General features: G+C 38.1%; 15 protein-coding genes and 1 other RNA gene. 3 read left to right on the top strand and 13 right to left on the bottom strand.

Translation table 11 applies throughout. The features are described 5' to 3' along the window. Positions 1 to 12: 12 nt before the first annotated feature. Positions 13 to 109: signal recognition particle sRNA small type (gene ffs, locus RMB03_RS06035), an RNA gene on the bottom strand. Positions 110 to 422: 313 nt separating this feature from the next. Between ffs and RMB03_RS06030 the strand changes: the two genes are divergently transcribed. Then, positions 423 to 1286 (top strand): YbgF trimerization domain-containing protein, encoded by an 864-nt coding sequence (locus RMB03_RS06030; protein WP_311074658.1) that lies wholly within the window; start codon positions 423 to 425, stop codon positions 1284 to 1286. A gap of 58 nt (positions 1287 to 1344) precedes the next feature. Here the strand turns inward: RMB03_RS06030 and lpxA are convergent, their stop codons facing one another. From lpxA to rimO, 12 genes are all read right to left on the bottom strand, one after another. Next, positions 1345 to 2133, bottom strand: coding sequence for an acyl-ACP--UDP-N-acetylglucosamine O-acyltransferase (gene lpxA / locus RMB03_RS06025; protein ID WP_004643106.1), 789 nt, complete (start codon positions 2131 to 2133; stop codon positions 1345 to 1347). Then, a complete protein-coding gene (gene fabZ, locus RMB03_RS06020; RefSeq protein ID WP_003652176.1) occupies positions 2130 to 2615 on the bottom strand; it encodes a 3-hydroxyacyl-ACP dehydratase FabZ in 486 nt (161 codons plus the stop codon). The genes lpxA and fabZ overlap by 4 nt, the downstream gene beginning before the upstream one ends. Before the next feature lie 6 nt (positions 2616 to 2621). Next, the gene (gene lpxD / locus RMB03_RS06015; protein ID WP_311074654.1) at positions 2622 to 3692 is read right to left on the bottom strand and encodes a UDP-3-O-(3-hydroxymyristoyl)glucosamine N-acyltransferase; all 1071 of its coding nucleotides are present in this window, start codon (positions 3690 to 3692) and stop codon (positions 2622 to 2624) included. Positions 3693 to 3696: 4 nt separating this feature from the next. Continuing rightward, entirely contained in the window at positions 3697 to 4197 is a 501-nt protein-coding gene (locus tag RMB03_RS06010; RefSeq protein ID WP_080027278.1) for an OmpH family outer membrane protein, read from the bottom strand. Positions 4198 to 4237: 40 nt separating this feature from the next. After that, positions 4238 to 6763: an outer membrane protein assembly factor BamA gene (gene bamA, locus RMB03_RS06005; RefSeq protein WP_409070626.1), complete on the bottom strand. Its 2526-nt coding sequence runs from the start codon at positions 6761 to 6763 to the stop codon at positions 4238 to 4240. A gap of 37 nt (positions 6764 to 6800) precedes the next feature. Then, a complete protein-coding gene (gene rseP / locus RMB03_RS06000; RefSeq protein ID WP_311074650.1) occupies positions 6801 to 8156 on the bottom strand; it encodes an RIP metalloprotease RseP in 1356 nt (451 codons plus the stop codon). A 1-nt stretch (position 8157) separates the two neighbouring features. Then, entirely contained in the window at positions 8158 to 9354 is a 1197-nt protein-coding gene (ispC, locus tag RMB03_RS05995) for a 1-deoxy-D-xylulose-5-phosphate reductoisomerase (protein ID WP_092707050.1), read from the bottom strand. After that, positions 9355 to 10179 carry a phosphatidate cytidylyltransferase gene (locus tag RMB03_RS05990; RefSeq protein ID WP_005039985.1) on the bottom strand — a complete coding sequence of 275 codons (825 nt, stop codon included), beginning with the start codon at positions 10177 to 10179 and terminating at the stop codon, positions 9355 to 9357. 29 nt (positions 10180 to 10208) lie between these two features. Further along, positions 10209 to 10931, bottom strand: coding sequence for a polyprenyl diphosphate synthase (gene uppS / locus RMB03_RS05985; RefSeq protein ID WP_311074647.1), 723 nt, complete (start codon positions 10929 to 10931; stop codon positions 10209 to 10211). A 5-nt stretch (positions 10932 to 10936) separates the two neighbouring features. Further along, positions 10937 to 11491: a ribosome recycling factor gene (frr, locus tag RMB03_RS05980; protein ID WP_004791853.1), complete on the bottom strand. Its 555-nt coding sequence runs from the start codon at positions 11489 to 11491 to the stop codon at positions 10937 to 10939. An 85-nt stretch (positions 11492 to 11576) separates the two neighbouring features. Then, the gene (gene pyrH, locus RMB03_RS05975) at positions 11577 to 12305 is read right to left on the bottom strand and encodes a UMP kinase (RefSeq protein WP_003652185.1); all 729 of its coding nucleotides are present in this window, start codon (positions 12303 to 12305) and stop codon (positions 11577 to 11579) included. A 49-nt stretch (positions 12306 to 12354) separates the two neighbouring features. Next, on the bottom strand, positions 12355 to 13698 hold the full coding sequence (gene rimO / locus RMB03_RS05970) for a 30S ribosomal protein S12 methylthiotransferase RimO (protein WP_080027282.1): 1344 nt from the start codon (positions 13696 to 13698) through the stop codon (positions 12355 to 12357). 341 nt (positions 13699 to 14039) lie between these two features. Here rimO and glnL point away from each other — a divergent pair, with 341 nt between their 5' ends. After that, entirely contained in the window at positions 14040 to 15149 is a 1110-nt protein-coding gene (glnL, locus tag RMB03_RS05960; RefSeq protein ID WP_003652188.1) for a nitrogen regulation protein NR(II), read from the top strand. Next, positions 15136 to 16629, top strand: a complete 1494-nt coding sequence (glnG, locus tag RMB03_RS05955) for a nitrogen regulation protein NR(I) (protein WP_005039979.1) — start codon at positions 15136 to 15138, stop codon at positions 16627 to 16629. Before glnL ends, glnG begins: the two co-directional genes overlap by 14 nt. The last annotated feature ends 190 nt before the right edge of the window (positions 16630 to 16819 follow it).

The following is a 16819-nucleotide window of genomic DNA, read 5'->3' as shown; positions in this document are numbered from 1 at the left end:
AAATGGTGGCAGCCCCACTAGCAAAACTTCGGCACATCATAGATCTGCTACCGTTGCTACCTTCCGGTCCTGGCGGGGTTCACAGAGTACAATTGCGAAGCCACCAGCAGGGCTACCATTGCCAGACAAAGTATAGAGATTTTTAAAAGAGTTGCAAGCCTTCTTCCCAGTTTTAAGCAAGTTTATGTTTCGATTGATTAATTCATCAGCAAAAACACATAACTTTCTATACTTCTCTCTCCTTTATTCTTTCTTGTATCTTATTTTGGATAAAATATGCTTGAAGATTGTAAACTATTCTTGCATTTATATTGTTAGCTGTTTTAATTGCATTAACCAATTAAAACCTTAGATAGTTAAGTGAATAGTTTATATATTCCTTTCTCAAGTTGGCTTTTACATAAAATTATGGACCTATACTCATGCGATTGATGAAGCATTCTTTATTATTTATTGCCTTAATGAGCACTACCTCTCTCTATGCCAACATTCCAATTGAGTCTCGCGGTTTAAGCCAAAGCGGTGGCAATCCAAGTAACACTTCTTCTAATAATGTTTCGGTACCTAGTAATTTAAACTGGGAGTTAATGCAAAAAAACCAACAATTAGAGAATGATGTACGTGCCTTACGTGGACAATTAGAAGAGCAATCAAACGATATTGAACAATTGAAAAAAGATTTATCTAATCGTTATACTGACCTAGATCAACGCTTAGAGCTACTTAATCAGAAAATTGATCCAGAAAGTGCACCATCAGATAATCCTGCAAACAGTGATACTCCAGCTACAGCAAGCACAGAAACCTCCACAGTAGATAATAAAGTAGTAAATGCTACTCCAACAAGCAGCCCCTCCACCACTCCTCCTCCACAACCAGAAGCGTCTCAACCACCAGCACAAAATCAATCAAACCCAGTAGAGCTTGAAAAGGCTGCTTACACTGTAGCTCTAGATGCCTATAAGCAAGGTGGAGCAAAAAAAGCCATCGCTCCAATGCAAAACTTTATTAAAAATCACCCAAATAGTGTTTATACGGGAAATGCTTACTTTTGGTTAGCTGAGTTTAATTTAGCAACTGATCCGGTAAACTACAATGAGGCAAAAAAGAACTACAATGTAGTAGCAACTCAATATCCAAATTCTAGTAAAGCTCCTCGTGCTCTTTATCAACTCTATAGCATTGTTAAAGATGTCGATAAAAATACAGCTTCAGCAAACCAATATAAAACTAAAATTTTAAGCCAGTATCCAAAATCCGAAGAGGCCAAATTTTTTAATAAATAATAATTTTAAGCAAAAAAAAGACACTGCAATATGCAGTGTCTTTTTTTAATATATTGTCTTAACGCACAATACCGCGTTCTGACTGTTCAACAGAGTCAATTAATAATTGAGCTTCAGGAACATTCGGAAGAATATCATTTTTAATCTGCTCAACAGCTTGAATAGAGGTAAGCCCTGATTTAAAAATTAACTTATAAGCCTCTCTGAGACCTTGAATTGTATTTTTAGACCAACCCTTTCTACGCATTCCTTCGATATTAATACCAAATGCATGAGCTGGGTTACCAGAAGCCATAACGTAAGCTGGTACATCCTTTAAAATTAGTGATGCTCCACCTACCATACTGTAAGAATCGATTTTACAGAATTGATGAATACCAGAATTACCACCAATAATGATGTGATCACCTATATGTACGTGTCCGGCAACACCAACATTATTCGCGAAAATATTATGATCACCAACAATACAATCATGTGCAATATGTGTGTTAACCATCAATAGGTTATGACTTCCTATTTTAGTTAAAGCATTATCTTGCACAGTTCCTCTATGTAAACTGCAATGCTCACGAATTAAATTATGATCACCAATCTCTAACCAGGTTTCTTCACCTTGATATTTCAAGTCTTGGCAAACTTCACCAACACTTGCGAATTGAAAAATCTCATTATTTTGACCAATTTTGGTAAAACCACCCACTACGACATGTGAATGTAATTTAGTACCCGCACCAATCGTCACATTTGGACCGATAACGCAATAAGGTCCTATCTGGACATCTGGAGCAATCACTGCAGATGGGTCAATAATGGCCGTAGAATGAATTAAGTCGTGATTGCTCATGCCTGCTCTGTTTTTTGGTGTGAAATCATAATTTCAGCGGTTGTTGCTACAATACCGTCAACGGTAGCCGTACAGTTATATTTGTAGATACCGCGTTTTTGCATTACTAATTCAGATTTTAATACAAGTTGGTCACCAGCAACTACTTGTTTTTTAAATCTAACTCTTTCCGCACCAGCAAAGAGGAATAAAGAACCAGGTTTTGGTGTTTCATTGTTCATAATAAACCCTAGAACACCTGAAACTTGAGCTAATGCTTCTACAATTAGAACACCAGGCATAATTGGATATTCTGGGAAATGTCCCTGTAGGAACTCTTCATTGATAGAAACATTTTTATAACCAACAATACTATTGTCAGTAACTTCAGTCACACGATCAACCAATAAGAATGGGTAACGATGCGGCAAATATTGACGAATCGTTTGAATCTGCATTGGTAATTCAGGGATGGCAAATTTAGGTGTAGTTGACTCGGTCATAATATTCTATTTACGCAAATTAAAGGTTGATTCAAGAGACTCTATTTGAGCTTGTATATGATCAAGTCGTTTAGTGATTTGGGTCAATGGCACATCTGCTAATTGTCGCAAGCGTACAATTGTCTTTTTCCAATGACTATTTTCAAACAATCCAATTCCTGAAGAGTAAGTTCCAGCTTCAGAAATATTTTTTGTGACCATTGACATTCCTGTCAAAGTCACATTATCTGTAATAGAAAGGTGTCCTGACACACCGCAAGCTCCTGCTAGAATACAGTTTTTGCCAATTTTAACACTACCAGCAATTCCGCATTTAGCAGCGATAGCTGTATTTGAACCAATATGAACGTTATGCGCGATTTGCACAAGGTTATCAATAATTACCCCATCTTCCAAAATTGTATTGTCGAGTGCACCTCTATCAATACTACAATTTGAACCAATACGAACATCATTACCAATAATAACTGAGCCCAATTGAGCAATGCGATGCCACTTTCCTTGATATGGCGCAAAGCCAAAGCCTTCACTACCAATTACAGTACTAGCGTGAACTCGCACACGATCAGATAACTTAGAACCACCAGTAATGGTGACATGAGCATCAATAAAACAATCTTTTCCAATTTCCACATTATCATCCAGTCGAGTATGAGACTGAATAATTGTGTTATCACCGACCACACAATTTTCGCCAATTACAACGTAATGACCAATATATGCTGTTTCAGAAATGATCGCAGAAGGATGAATTTGAGCCGTACTTTCTATACCTACCGATGTGATTTTTTTATCAAAAACATGAGTAAGTATGGCAAAAGCTAAGTAAGGATTATCAACAATAATAAAATTTTGTTTGTCAGTAAGCTGTTCTTTAATAAGGCTTGTAACAATGTACGCACCCGCACGACTAGCCTTTGCTTGATCAATATACTTTTCGCCATTCACGAAAGCAATTTGATGAATTTCAGCATTTTCTAAACTTGCTAAGTTTATAAACTGAAGACTACCCGTACCTACTAGCTCACCATTTACGAGGTGAGCTAGTTCATCTAAACGATAATGTTGCACTTTCATTAATTTATTTCATTGAATTAACCTTTTGTATCATTTTATCAGTTAAATCATATTTAGCGTCATAGGCAACGGTTGAATTTTTATTCAAAATGAAGTCAAGATTATTTTCTTTTCGTAATTGTTCAGCTGCTTGCTTCACACGATTCTCAAAAGTTGAATTCATTCCTTGCAAACTAGTCTGAACTTTAGACTGCAAACCTTGTTGAGTCGAATTAAATTCATTGAGTTTTGTCTGATATTGCGCTTGAAGCTTTTTAATATCATCTTCTTTCATTTTTTGCCCTTGTGTTTGGGCTTGACGCTGAAGGCCTTCCAACTCTTTACCCAACTGCTCAAGACGAGTTGTAGTTGGCTTAACTGATTGATTTAAACTTGCGTTTTGTTGTTTCAAATAAGCACTGCTTTCAACAACTTTAGCAAGATCAATAACACCATAGCCCGCAGCGTTAGTCATAGCAGAAACTGTCAGACCTAGTCCTAACATTAATATATTTAATTTTTTCATTTAAATTTGTGTCCTTATTTCATATTTAGTCAAGTCGTACTTAGAAAGTACGACCGATTTCAAACTGGATCTCTTTGGTTTCATCACCAGGCTTATCATTTAGTGGGAATGCATAGCTAAGAGATAATGGTCCAATCATGGTAATCCATGTGAAGCCAACACCTACGCTATAACGCATATTACCTGCGTCGAAACCATAGTTATCTTCACAGTATTTTTTAGCATCTGCTATTTGCTGACCATTCATAATCATAGAATAAGAACCAACGTCACATTTGGTATCGAATACCTGACCACCTTCAGCAAATAAAACTGGACGTACTTGACGAGTCCAATCTCCTTTAAAAGGTAATGGCAAAGCTAGCTCAGTACCAAATTGTACAAGAGCGTTACCACCAACTTCTTCTGGAGAACCGTCATTTTGCTTGGTTTCTTGTAAATTTACACTTGCATACTTAGGACCCAAGGTACTGTTATCATAACCACGAACAGAACCATAACCACCTGCATAGAAGTTTTTATAGAATGGTAAATCATTACCATAGCCGAGTTTACCGTAACCACGTAATACGAAACCAGTATTACCAATTGGCCAGAATGCCTGTGCATCATAAGTTGCTTTTTGATAGTCAACATCACTACCAGGCAAACCTATTTCAAGACCTACACGATGTGACATACCTGAAGTAGGGAAAATAGGACGGTTTAATGTATTGTATGACCAGCCTAAATTTAAGTTGTATGTAAAGAACTCACCTTCAAATGCATTATTATATGGAGTTGGTTCAACAAGGCATTTACCTGTATATGTCACCGCTCCTGTAACTGGATCTGTAGTTGTTTCCAACTGATCTGGTGGACAGTAAGTATCTTGACCTGTTGCCTTACCTCCATTCGCCAATAAGTAATCACGAACATAGGTAGACACATAAGGACCCGTCGTTACTTTAGTATTATCAACACCTAAAGAAGCACTTAGGCTTTGGTTTTCATCAATTGGGTAACCAAAGCTTAGACTACCACCAAAACTATCGGTAACGTAGTTATTAACGTTATAGTCATCGTTTAGCTTTGTTTTACGATAGTAAACGTTATAACCGCGACTTACACCATCAATCGTAAAGTAAGGGTCAGTAACACTTAAGTTATAATAATCTTGAGTTTCAGAACGAGATAAATCGATCGAAACACGGTTACCCGTTCCCATAAAGTTAGTTTGACTTAAACCTGCCTGGAATGTGATACCACCACTTTGTGAGTAACCTACAGCTAATGTTGTAGTTCCCGAGTGCTGTTCTTCAACATTTACGTTTAAATCCACCTGATCTGGTGAGTTTGGAATACGAGCTGGTTTAATATCAACTGTTTTAAAGAATCCTGTACGTTCTAAACGAACTTTAGACAGATCAATTTTTTCATTACTCGCTAAAGCGCCTTCCATTTGACGCATTTCACGACGTAATACTTCATCGGCAGTTTTACTGTTACCTGTAAAATTAATACGACGTACAGTAACTTGCTGACCTGGGTTTACATAGTAATTTAAGTCAACAACACCTGTGTCATTATTAATTTGTGGAACAATATTTACATCTGCAAAGTAATAACCAGCATTACCGTATTTACGCAATAACAATTGCTTAACAGCATTCACTTTTTCTTGTGAATAAGTATCGCCATCTTTATAGATTTTTAAAGCTTGTAATTCTTCAGGCTTGTAAAGTGCATCACCTAAAAACTTGGTTTGACCAAATTTAAACTGACTGCCTTCTTCTACAGCAACTTCAATAAAGATGTTCTTTTTATCTTCACTAATATTAAGCTGTGAGTTATTGATATGAAAATTGATATAACCCTTATTAAGATACATAGCGCGCAAAGCTTCAAGGCTCGCAGCCATTTTCTCTCTAGCATAACGGTCATTACGCGTTACAACAGAAGCCCAACCACTTTCTTTAACTGCAAAGGCTTGTTTAATTTCGCTGTCTTTAAAAACAGTATTACCAATAATATTGATATTAAAAACTTTAGCGGCTGTACCTTCGTTAAAATTTAATTTAAGTTCAACACGGTTATTTGGACGAGCTATCGTATCAACAGTTACATCTGCATCGTAACGACCCTGCTGGGTATATTGCTGCTCTAATTCAGTTTCAATTGTTTGCAAAGCCGATTTCTTAAAAACTTCGCCTTCAGCAATTCCCATTTTTTTAAGGCCTTGCTCTAAAGCCTCTTTAGGAATAAGTTTATTACCCTTAAATTCAAGTTTTGAAATAATTGGGCGCTCTACGACATTAAAAACTAAAGTATCATTGTCTCTTGATGCTTTAATATCGTCAAAAAGTCCAGTGGCATACAATGTTCGAATTGCTTCTGCGATCATCGGTTCATTAACGCGATCGCCACTGTTGATTGGCAACATAGTATAAACATTTGCAGGAGTAAGACGGACCAACCCATCTACGCGAATATCTCGAACAACGAAATCATCAGCTGCATATGCTTGTTGTACCGCCGCCATAGCGCTAACAAGAGCCAAAGGCATTAAAAAATGTGTGTGCCGCATGCCAGTTTTTTCCAGTAAGTTATAAGTCCATATACGTTTACAAACGCATAAAATCATTAAATAAAGCCAAAAGCATCATACTACCGAGCAGTACCATACCAATTTTTAGACCAAACATTTGTATTTGTTCAGAAACAGGCTTCCCTCGAATAGCTTCAATAATGTAATAAACCAGATGTCCACCATCTAGCATTGGAATTGGTAATAAATTTAAAATTCCAAGACTTACACTCATTAAAGCCATAAATGAGATAAAAGTCTGCCATCCCATTTCTGCACTTTGTCCCGCTACTTTCGCGATTGTAATTGGTCCAGAAAGATTCTCTAAACCAATTAAACCCTTAACCATTTTTACTATTGAACTCAATATCATGCTAGAGATCTGACCAGTTTTATCTAGTGACATCTCAAAAGCTTGTATTGGAGTATATTGAATTGTTTGCTTATATTCGTCAGGAATTGTAATTTTTCCTGCATCACTTTTCACGCCCAAAACGCCGCTCACTTGCCCCATGTTATCCTTTTTGCCTTGAGGCATGACTTGCAAATGAACTAATTGACCATTACGTAAAACATCAATATTGAGTAATTTTTCTGGAGAATGTTGCACTATCTCTACAACATCAAACCAGTCTTTCATTGCTTGACCATTAATTGAAACAATACGATCGCCTACTTTCATTCCTTGACGAATTGCAGCTCCATCTTGAGTCAATTCAGTGACAAAAGCAGGAATAACAGGACGATATGGTAAAAAACCTAACACATCTAAAGCTGATTCATTCTGATTTTTTAAGAAGTCTTTAATCGGTAAAACAATATTTTTTTCAGTACCCGCACGGTCTACATCAATATTTACACTACCCGTTTCACCTACACGATCAATCAAAGCAAAGTTAAGTTTTTCCCAAGTTTGCGTTTCTTTTCCATCAACCGCAATAATCTTGTCACCTACTTGCATTTGTGCAGTTGCTGCTGGTGAGCTTGGTATGACTTTACCAACTCTAGTGTTTAGTTGTTCTTGTGCTGGTAAAAATAAGATCCAGAAAAGTAAGACAGCAAAAATCAGATTAATTAATGGGCCAGCTGCAACAATTGCTATACGTTTCCATGGTTTTTGACGGTTAAATGCATAAGGTAAATCCTGCTCTGCAACATTACCTTCACGCTCATCGAGCATTTTGACATAGCCGCCCAATGGTAAAGCTGAAAGCTGGTATTTGATTCCAGATTTTTTTGATGTCCATTTGAGTAAGGTAGGACCAAAACCAATCGAATATACTAAAACCTTAACACCTAGTTTTCGTGCCACCCAGTAATGGCCGAACTCATGGATTGCAATTAAAGGACCAAGTAAAAGAGCTGCTGCTGCAATCATAAATAATGCGCTCATTTCAGCCTCCTATACTTGATATATATTGCTGTGCTACGTGTCGTGCTATTTCATCTTTATCTAAAATGCACTCAATATTTTCAGCAACTGAATTTTCCAATTTTTGCAAAGTATGTTCTACCACTTGTGGAATATTTGTAAATCCAATTTGTTCCTTTAAAAATGCAGCAACAGCAACTTCATTTGCGGCATTTAAAATAGTAGGTGCCAAACCTCCCTCACGCATTGCTTGACGTGCCAAATCAAGTGCTGGGAATTTTTGGATATCTGGCGCTTGAAAATTAAGCTGAGAATACTCAAATAAATTTAAAGCAGGAACATTAGTCTGTAAACGCTCAGGCCATGCTAAAGCATGCGCAATTGGCGTACACATATCTGGATTACCCATTTGTGCCAATGTTGAGCCATCTACATATTGCACCATAGAATGAATAATACTTTGTGGGTGAACAACAACTGTAACAAAATGTTCAGATATTGAAAACAAATGGCACGCCTCAATCAACTCCAACCCTTTATTCATAAGAGTAGCCGAGTCAACTGAGATTTTCTGTCCCATAGACCAATTAGGATGCTTACAGGCTTGTTGAGGAGTAACTTCTTTTAATTGCTCTAAAGAATGGTTTAAAAAAGGTCCACCAGAGGCTGTTAATAATATTCTAGATACGCCCTGCTGCGGTTGCCCATTTCTTTCGGCTTCTAAATAATTATGAGGTAATGACTGAAAAATAGCGTTGTGTTCGGAATCCACTGGCAATAACAACGCCTGATGATCACGTGCTGCTTGCATCATGATTTCACCAGACATAACCAAAGCTTCTTTATTCGCCAATAATACACGCTTGCCAGCTTTCACAGCAGCCAGAGTTGGCAACAAACCTGCAGCGCCAACAATTGCGGCCATAACAACATCAACATCTGGATGAGAAGCAATACTTACCAGACCATCTTGACCAACCAGAATTTCAATATTTTGTAATTTATTATCTGCAAATAGAGCTGTTAATTCGGCAACTTTTTGCTCTGGAACAACCACAACTTTTGGTTGGAACTGTTTACAAATTTCAACCAACTCAGAAATTCGGCTATGAGCTGAAACTGCAAACACTGAATACTTATCAGGATGTTGATTTAAAATTTTTAAGGTACTTTGACCAATGGAACCGGTTACACCTAATATGCAAACAGATTGTGTCATCTATAAATCTACACCAATAAGTTTTAATATATACATTCCCGTTGCAAAGATCGGGGCTGCAGCAAGTAAAGAATCAATACGATCTAAAACACCACCATGACCAGGTAGAACACGACCAGAATCTTTAATACCGGCACGACGTTTAATCATTGATTCAAATAAGTCACCCAAAACTGAACCAAATACTGTAATTAATGACAATATAAGAAACAGAATTTGCTGAATTAAAGTTAAATTTAGATAATGATATTGCACAACCAACATTATTACTACGGTCGTAATAACACCACCATACAAACCTTCCACTGATTTGTTAGGGCTTACAGTCGGAGCTAGCTTTCTTTTCCCAAATTTGCGACCAACAAAGTAAGCACCACTATCTGCGCCCCATACGAGCAAGAACAGATACATTAACCACCATGGTGAACTCTGCCATACTACAAAAATTGAGGTTACCGCAGCACAGACTAAAATTATCCCAATCACATACAAGGTCGCGTTATACCAGCCATCAAATTCAGGAAATGACTTAACCCAATATACACTTACAATCCAAGTCAAAATTGAAGCAGACCACAAAAGTAATGCAATATCATGGAAAAATAGGGCAACACCTGAAACAAATGCAACAAGCAGACCGTAGCACCAAGCTTTGGGTTTAACAGCATTTGCAGTTTCGCGAGGCATTAATTTATACCATTCATACCCCGCAACCCCTGCTGCAACAATCATAAGAACCAACATTGGATAATGTGATTGCGTAGCAAACATACAGCCTAAAACAACTGCAACAAGTACCAATGCGGTAACAATCCGCTCTAACATTATAAATTCTCTATTTTCTCTTGCTGAATTTATTCAGATGTTTTGCCAAAACGACGTTCACGCCCAGAAAAAACATTCAAGGCATGATCGAACTCTTTTACTGTAAATTCTGGCCATAAAGTATCCGTAAAATACAGTTCCGCATAAGCTGCTTGCCATAACAAGAAATTAGATATGCGATAATCTCCGCCTGTACGGATTAATAGGTCCACAGCTGGCAGATCGTTTAGACTGACATATTTTTCGAACAAATCAACATTTATTTGATCAGCACCAAATTCACCACGGGCAACTGCTTGAGCAACCTGTTTTGCTGCATTTGCAATGTCCCACATCCCACCATAGCTGATTGCAATAGTTAGAGTCATAGTGTCATGGTGTGCTGTCTGTTGCTCTGCATCTTCCATTAAGGCAACTAAGTGTGAGGATAATCGAGAACGATCACCGATAAAACGCAAAGCAATATTAAATTTCTTCATGCGAGGTATTTGCTCATGAATACTTTCTTCCAGAAGCTTCATAAGCAGATCGACTTCATACTGCGGTCGATTCCAATTTTCACTTGAAAATGCAAAAACAGTTAAAGCACGAATACCAGTTTTTTTACAATGTTCAACGATAGGATCGAGAACATTTTTACCCTCCCGATGGCCATCACCTTTTTGCATTTGATTTTTTTTTGCAAAGCGGTTGTTGCCATCCATAATGATGGCAACATGCTTGGGAAGATGATACTCTTCAGAATCGGTCATAAAAATTAGACCTTCATCAATTCTGCTTCTTTCGCTGCAAGACGCTTGTCTACTTCTGCAACATATTTGTCAGTAATTTTCTGAATATCATCACCTGCACGGCGTTCATCATCTTCAGAAATTTCTTTTTCTTTTAGCAATGCTTTGATATCACCCAATACATCACGGCGAATATTACGAATCGCAACTTTTGCATTTTCAGCTTCATTACGCGCAACTTTTTGCATATCACGACGCGTTTCTTCAGTTAATGCTGGTAAAGGTACACGAATTGCATCTGCTGTAATCGGGTTTAAACCAAGATCACTTTCACGGATTGCCTTATCAATAGCTGAAACCATTGTACGCTCAAATGGCTGAACAATAAGTGTACGAGAGTCTTCGATACCCACGTTTGCTACTTGATTTAAAGGCACATCAGAACCGTAGTAAGGAACCATTACACCATTTAAGATTGATGGGTGTGCACGGCCGGTACGAACTTTAGCAAACCCTAGTTCCAAAGACTCTAGAGTTTTTAACATACGCTGTTCGCTGTCTTTTTTCAGATCGTTAATCATATGATCTACCTTACTTATTTATTCAAAGATATATTTAACAAATTTAATTTAGCGCTAGTATAAAGAGCTTTAGGTAACACGTACATTATTTAGTAACGCGCGTCCCTTCTTTTTCACCCATTACTACTGACAATAACGCACCTGATTTATTCATATCAAAAACTTGCAATGGCACATTATGGTCTCGACATAAACAAATAGCGGTCAAATCCATAACACCAAGTTTTTCATCTAACACCTGATCAAAGGTTAAATGATCGTATTTAACAGCATCTTCAAATTTACTTGGATCTTTATTATAAACGCCATCTACTTTAGTCGCTTTTAAAATCAAATTGGCTTCAATTTCAATTCCGCGTAAACATGCCGCTGTATCCGTTGTGAAAAATGGATTTCCTGTGCCCGCAACAAAAACACAAACTTCACCTTGGCTCAAATGACGGATAGCATCACGACTTGAATAAGACTCTACCACTGTACCAATTGGCAATGCAGACATAAGACGAGTTCTGATATTACGACGAACTAGAGCATCACGCATAGCTAAGCCATTCATTACAGTTGCAAGCATACCCATTTGATCGCCTGTTACACGACCAACTAGGCCATCTTTTTGCAACTGACTACCACGGTACAAATTACCGCCACCCACAACGATACCCACTTGTACACCCAAGCCAACCAAGTGTGCAATTGAAAGGGACATATGATCTAAAACTTGGGCATCAATACCCATGTCTTTATTACCTGACAATGCCTCACCAGATAATTTTAATAGAATACGTGAATAACGAGGGCTAATTGTTTCCGCCATGACTTTGCTCCAAAACCTCTTAAACTGAATGCTCTTTAATATATTTCGATTAAACCGATTTAATTTTAATTAACTTTGCAAATAAATCGTATTCATCCGCATCGGTAATTTCGACTTCCAACATATCGCCCGGTTGAATAGTGTTCTTATCGATATCTTCTACAAACACATTACCGTCAATTTCCGGAGCATCAGCATAAGAACGTGCAACGGCAACAGGATATTCATCTTCTAAACTATCGACCAAAACAGTCATCGTTTGACCAATACGTTTTTGCAATCTGGCAGCAGAAATTTCTTGCTGGACTTGCATAAAGCGCTCGTAACGCTCTTGTTTAATTTCTTCTGGCACATGATCTGGCAAATCATTTGCCGTAGCGCCTTCTACTGGTGAATAGGTAAAACAACCCACACGATCAAGTTGAGCTTCAACCAACCAATCAAGCAACAGCTGGAAGTCTTCTTCAGTTTCACCAGGGAAACCCACCACAAAAGTAGAACGGATCACAAGATCCGGACATTTCTCACGCCACAACTTAATTTTTTCTAGTGTATTTTCACTGTGAGCCGGACGCTTCATTAACTTAAGAATACGTGGGCTTGCGTGTTGGAATGGAATATCTAGATATGGCAGGATTTTACCTTGTGCCATTAAATCAATTACCGCATCCACATGTGGATATGGATAAACATAGTGTAAACGCACCCAGATCCCGAGTTGGCCTAGTGCTTCACACATGTCGAAGAATTTTGTCTTAACAGGCTGACCATTCCAGAAGTCAAGCTTGTACTTGGTGTCTACGCCATAAGCTGATGTATCTTGAGAAATAACCAAGATTTCTTTAACACCCGCTCTTTTAAGTGCAGCAGCTTCTTCTAATACACTACCGACTGGACGAGAAACCAAGTCACCACGCATACTTGGGATAATACAGAAGGTACAACGATGGTTACATCCTTCAGATATTTTTAAGTAAGCATAATGCTTTGGTGTTAATCGAATTCCTTGTTCAGGAACTAAGTCAACAAATGGGTTATGTTTAGGTGGTGCTGGTACATATTCATGCACAGCTTCCATCACATCTTGATAAGCTGCTGCACCAGTAACCTTTAAAACGTTTGGATGCATTTGACGAATTTTATCTTCGTCTTTACCTAAGCATCCAGTAACGATCACTCGACCATTTTCACTCATGGCCTCGCCAATTGCATCTAGCGACTCTTGTACCGCAGATTCAATAAAACCACAGGTATTAACAACTACTAAATCAGCACCATCATAATCTGATGCAACTTGATAACCTTCAGTCTTTAACTGAGTTAAAATTCGTTCAGAATCTACCAATGCCTTAGGACAACCTAAAGAAACAAAACCGACTTTGGGGGTCTTCATGAATCTGCGCTCCACTTGAATGCGCGTATTGTATGTCTTTTCTTGTCTCAAGCATAGGTGGAAAGCCTACTCTTTGTGTAATGCACCAAAATACAACCAACATTTGCACCAAAACTCATCTTTGCACCAATTTAGATCATGTTATTATCTAAACTTGAGCCATCCTCTTTGATCAAAAGATATAAAGAACGATTTCAGCGCGTTTTTAAGTACCTTAAAACTTTAAAATAACCCATAAACAAAGTTGGCGTATATTTTGCATCGTTCATGTTCTATAACGGTGAAAATCCGATAACCAAGAAGATGCCATTGCGCTATTTTAAGACAGGAACGATTCGCTAATGGATCAACACAACCCTATCGACTATCGCCTATTGGTAGACAATTTAACTACTGCGATTTTATTAATCGATAGTAACTTGAACATTTTTTATTTAAATTCAGCCTGTGAAGCACTATTTGACATTAGTTTGCTCCGTGCTTCAGGACAGCCCGTTTTAAACTTGCTTCATGCCCCCGACGATACTTTTAATACGCATGAAGCTTTATTGAACACTATAAAAACTGGACAACCCTATACGCGTCGAGAAGCTGTCATTAATGTCAACTTCAAAGACCTCCATGTGGATTACACAGTTTCTCAATTAAATGCAGGTAAAAGCTACCATCCATTACTGTTGATTGAGCTTAATCCAATCGATCGCATGTTAAAGATTTCAAAAGAAGAAAATCTGGTTCAACAGCATCAAGTCGCTAGACAGCTCGTGCGTGGTGTTGCACATGAAATTAAAAACCCACTTGCAGGTATTCGGGGAGCAACCCAGTTACTCGCTCGTAGTTTAAATGATAAGACTTATGCAGAATTCACCGATGTCATCATTAATGAAGTAGATCGTTTAACTAACTTGGCTGATACCATGTTAGGTTCTAGACAACTACCAAGCTATGAAAATGTTAACGTACACGAACCCTTAGAACGAGTACGCTCTCTTATTGCAAACCAGACAAAGAAGAAAATTAAAATTATACGTGACTATGATTTGTCATTACCCGATGTTAATGCCGATCGAGATCAGTTAATACAGGTCATGCTCAACATTAGTGTAAATGCAATTCAAGCCATTACAGAAAACAAAGCATTTTTTATAGATCAGGAACCAGAGTTAATTCTACGTACGCGAATACAGCGTCTTGTCACGATTAATGGTGTACTGAATCGATCCACCGTTCGGGTCGACATCGAAGATAATGGACCAGGCATTCCTGAAAGTATTTTGGAGTCAGTGTTCTATCCATTGGTTACTGGACGAGCAAAAGGTACTGGGCTTGGCCTGAGTATTGCACAGAATATTATGCATCAACATAACGGAATGATTGAATGCCAATCTGTTCCTGGAAAAACTATTTTTAGCTTATATTTACCTTGGGAGTCAGACCGTGTCGCGAAATAAAATATGGGTTATTGATGATGATCGCGCCATGCGATGGGTATTGGAAAAGACCTTTAAAGAAGAGGGTTTTGATGTTACCAATTTTGAAGAAGCTCAAACTGCGCTTGAACGTTTACATCATGACGCTCCCGATGTCATTTTAACTGACATCCGCATGCCTGGGATTGATGGGTTAACTTTCTTATCTAAAGTCAAAAACACTCATCCAGATTTACCTGTCATTATTATGACTGCACACTCCGATTTAGAATCTGCTGTTTCAAGCTATCAAACAGGTGCATTTGAATATTTACCAAAGCCATTTGATATTGATGAAGCTTTAGCCTTAGTAAATCGTGCAATCTTGCATATCAACAAGCTACAACAGCAAGAAGCTACAAAAACAGCTTTACCTCTTCAATCAACAGAAATTATTGGTGAATCTCCAGCAATGCAGGAGGTTTTCCGCGCCATCGGCCGTTTATCTCAATCTCATATTACCGTTTTAATTAATGGTGAATCAGGTACAGGTAAAGAATTAGTTGCGCATGCTTTACACAAGCACTCTCCACGCCGTGCTAAGCCTTTTATTGCTTTAAATATGGCTGCAATTCCAAAAGACTTGATTGAAACCGAGTTGTTTGGTCATGAAAAAGGCGCTTTTACAGGAGCAAACACCCAGCATCAAGGCCGCTTTGAACAAGCAAATGGTGGAACACTATTCCTTGATGAAATTGGTGACATGCCATTTGAAACACAGACTCGACTACTTCGCGTCCTTGCCGACGGTGAGTTCTATCGTGTAGGTGGACATATCCCAGTTAAAGTTGATGTTCGAATCGTTGCAGCAACGCATCAGGATTTAGAAAAGCTGGTAAATGAAGGTCGCTTCCGTGAAGACTTATATCACCGCTTAAATGTGATCCGCATTCACATTCCTAAACTTGCTCACCGTAGCGAAGATATCCCAATGCTTGCTCAGCACTTTCTTGCGCGTGCAGGCAAAGAGCTTGGCGTAAGTCCAAAAATCTTACGTACCGAGACGACAGATTATATGCAACAGTTGCCATGGCCCGGCAATGTTCGACAACTTGAAAACACGTGCCGCTGGTTAACTGTAATGATCACCGGGCGTGAAGTGTATCCAGAAGATTTACCTTCTGAGCTCAAACAGGTTCCATTGCAAAAGAATACTGATGCTGGACAACCTGCCCCTTCATTTGAACGCATTTCTTTACACCATTGGGATGAACTGTTAAACCAGTGGGCAATTCAAAAGCTTAAGAATGGTGAAATGAAGATTTTGGATATCGCTACACCAATGTTTGAACGCACATTAATTAACGCTGCTTTACAACAAACACGTGGACGCAAACGCCACGCAGCAGAATTACTGGGTTGGGGTCGCAACACCTTAACTCGCAAGTTAAAAGAACTTGGAATGGATTCTGCTGACGATGATGAAGAAGATGAACATAAGGTTACCCAAACTGAAGCCTAAAAAGCTTATTACCTAAATGAAAAGCGGCTAAGGATGTCTTAGCCGCTTTATTTTTTTATTAAATTTAAAAATGAACATCAGGTTACATCATTAGAGCACCCTAAAAATAGATCTAACCAACTATTTTATATAAGTTAATTTTAAAGTTATTTTATTTAGTGTTCAGCAGTTGATCTAAAAAAATAGTGAT

This window comes from Acinetobacter sp. V91_7 (assembly GCF_031799075.1).
Classification (GTDB): domain Bacteria; phylum Pseudomonadota; class Gammaproteobacteria; order Pseudomonadales; family Moraxellaceae; genus Acinetobacter; species Acinetobacter calcoaceticus.
This window is presented reverse-complemented; position numbering and strand designations above follow the sequence as displayed.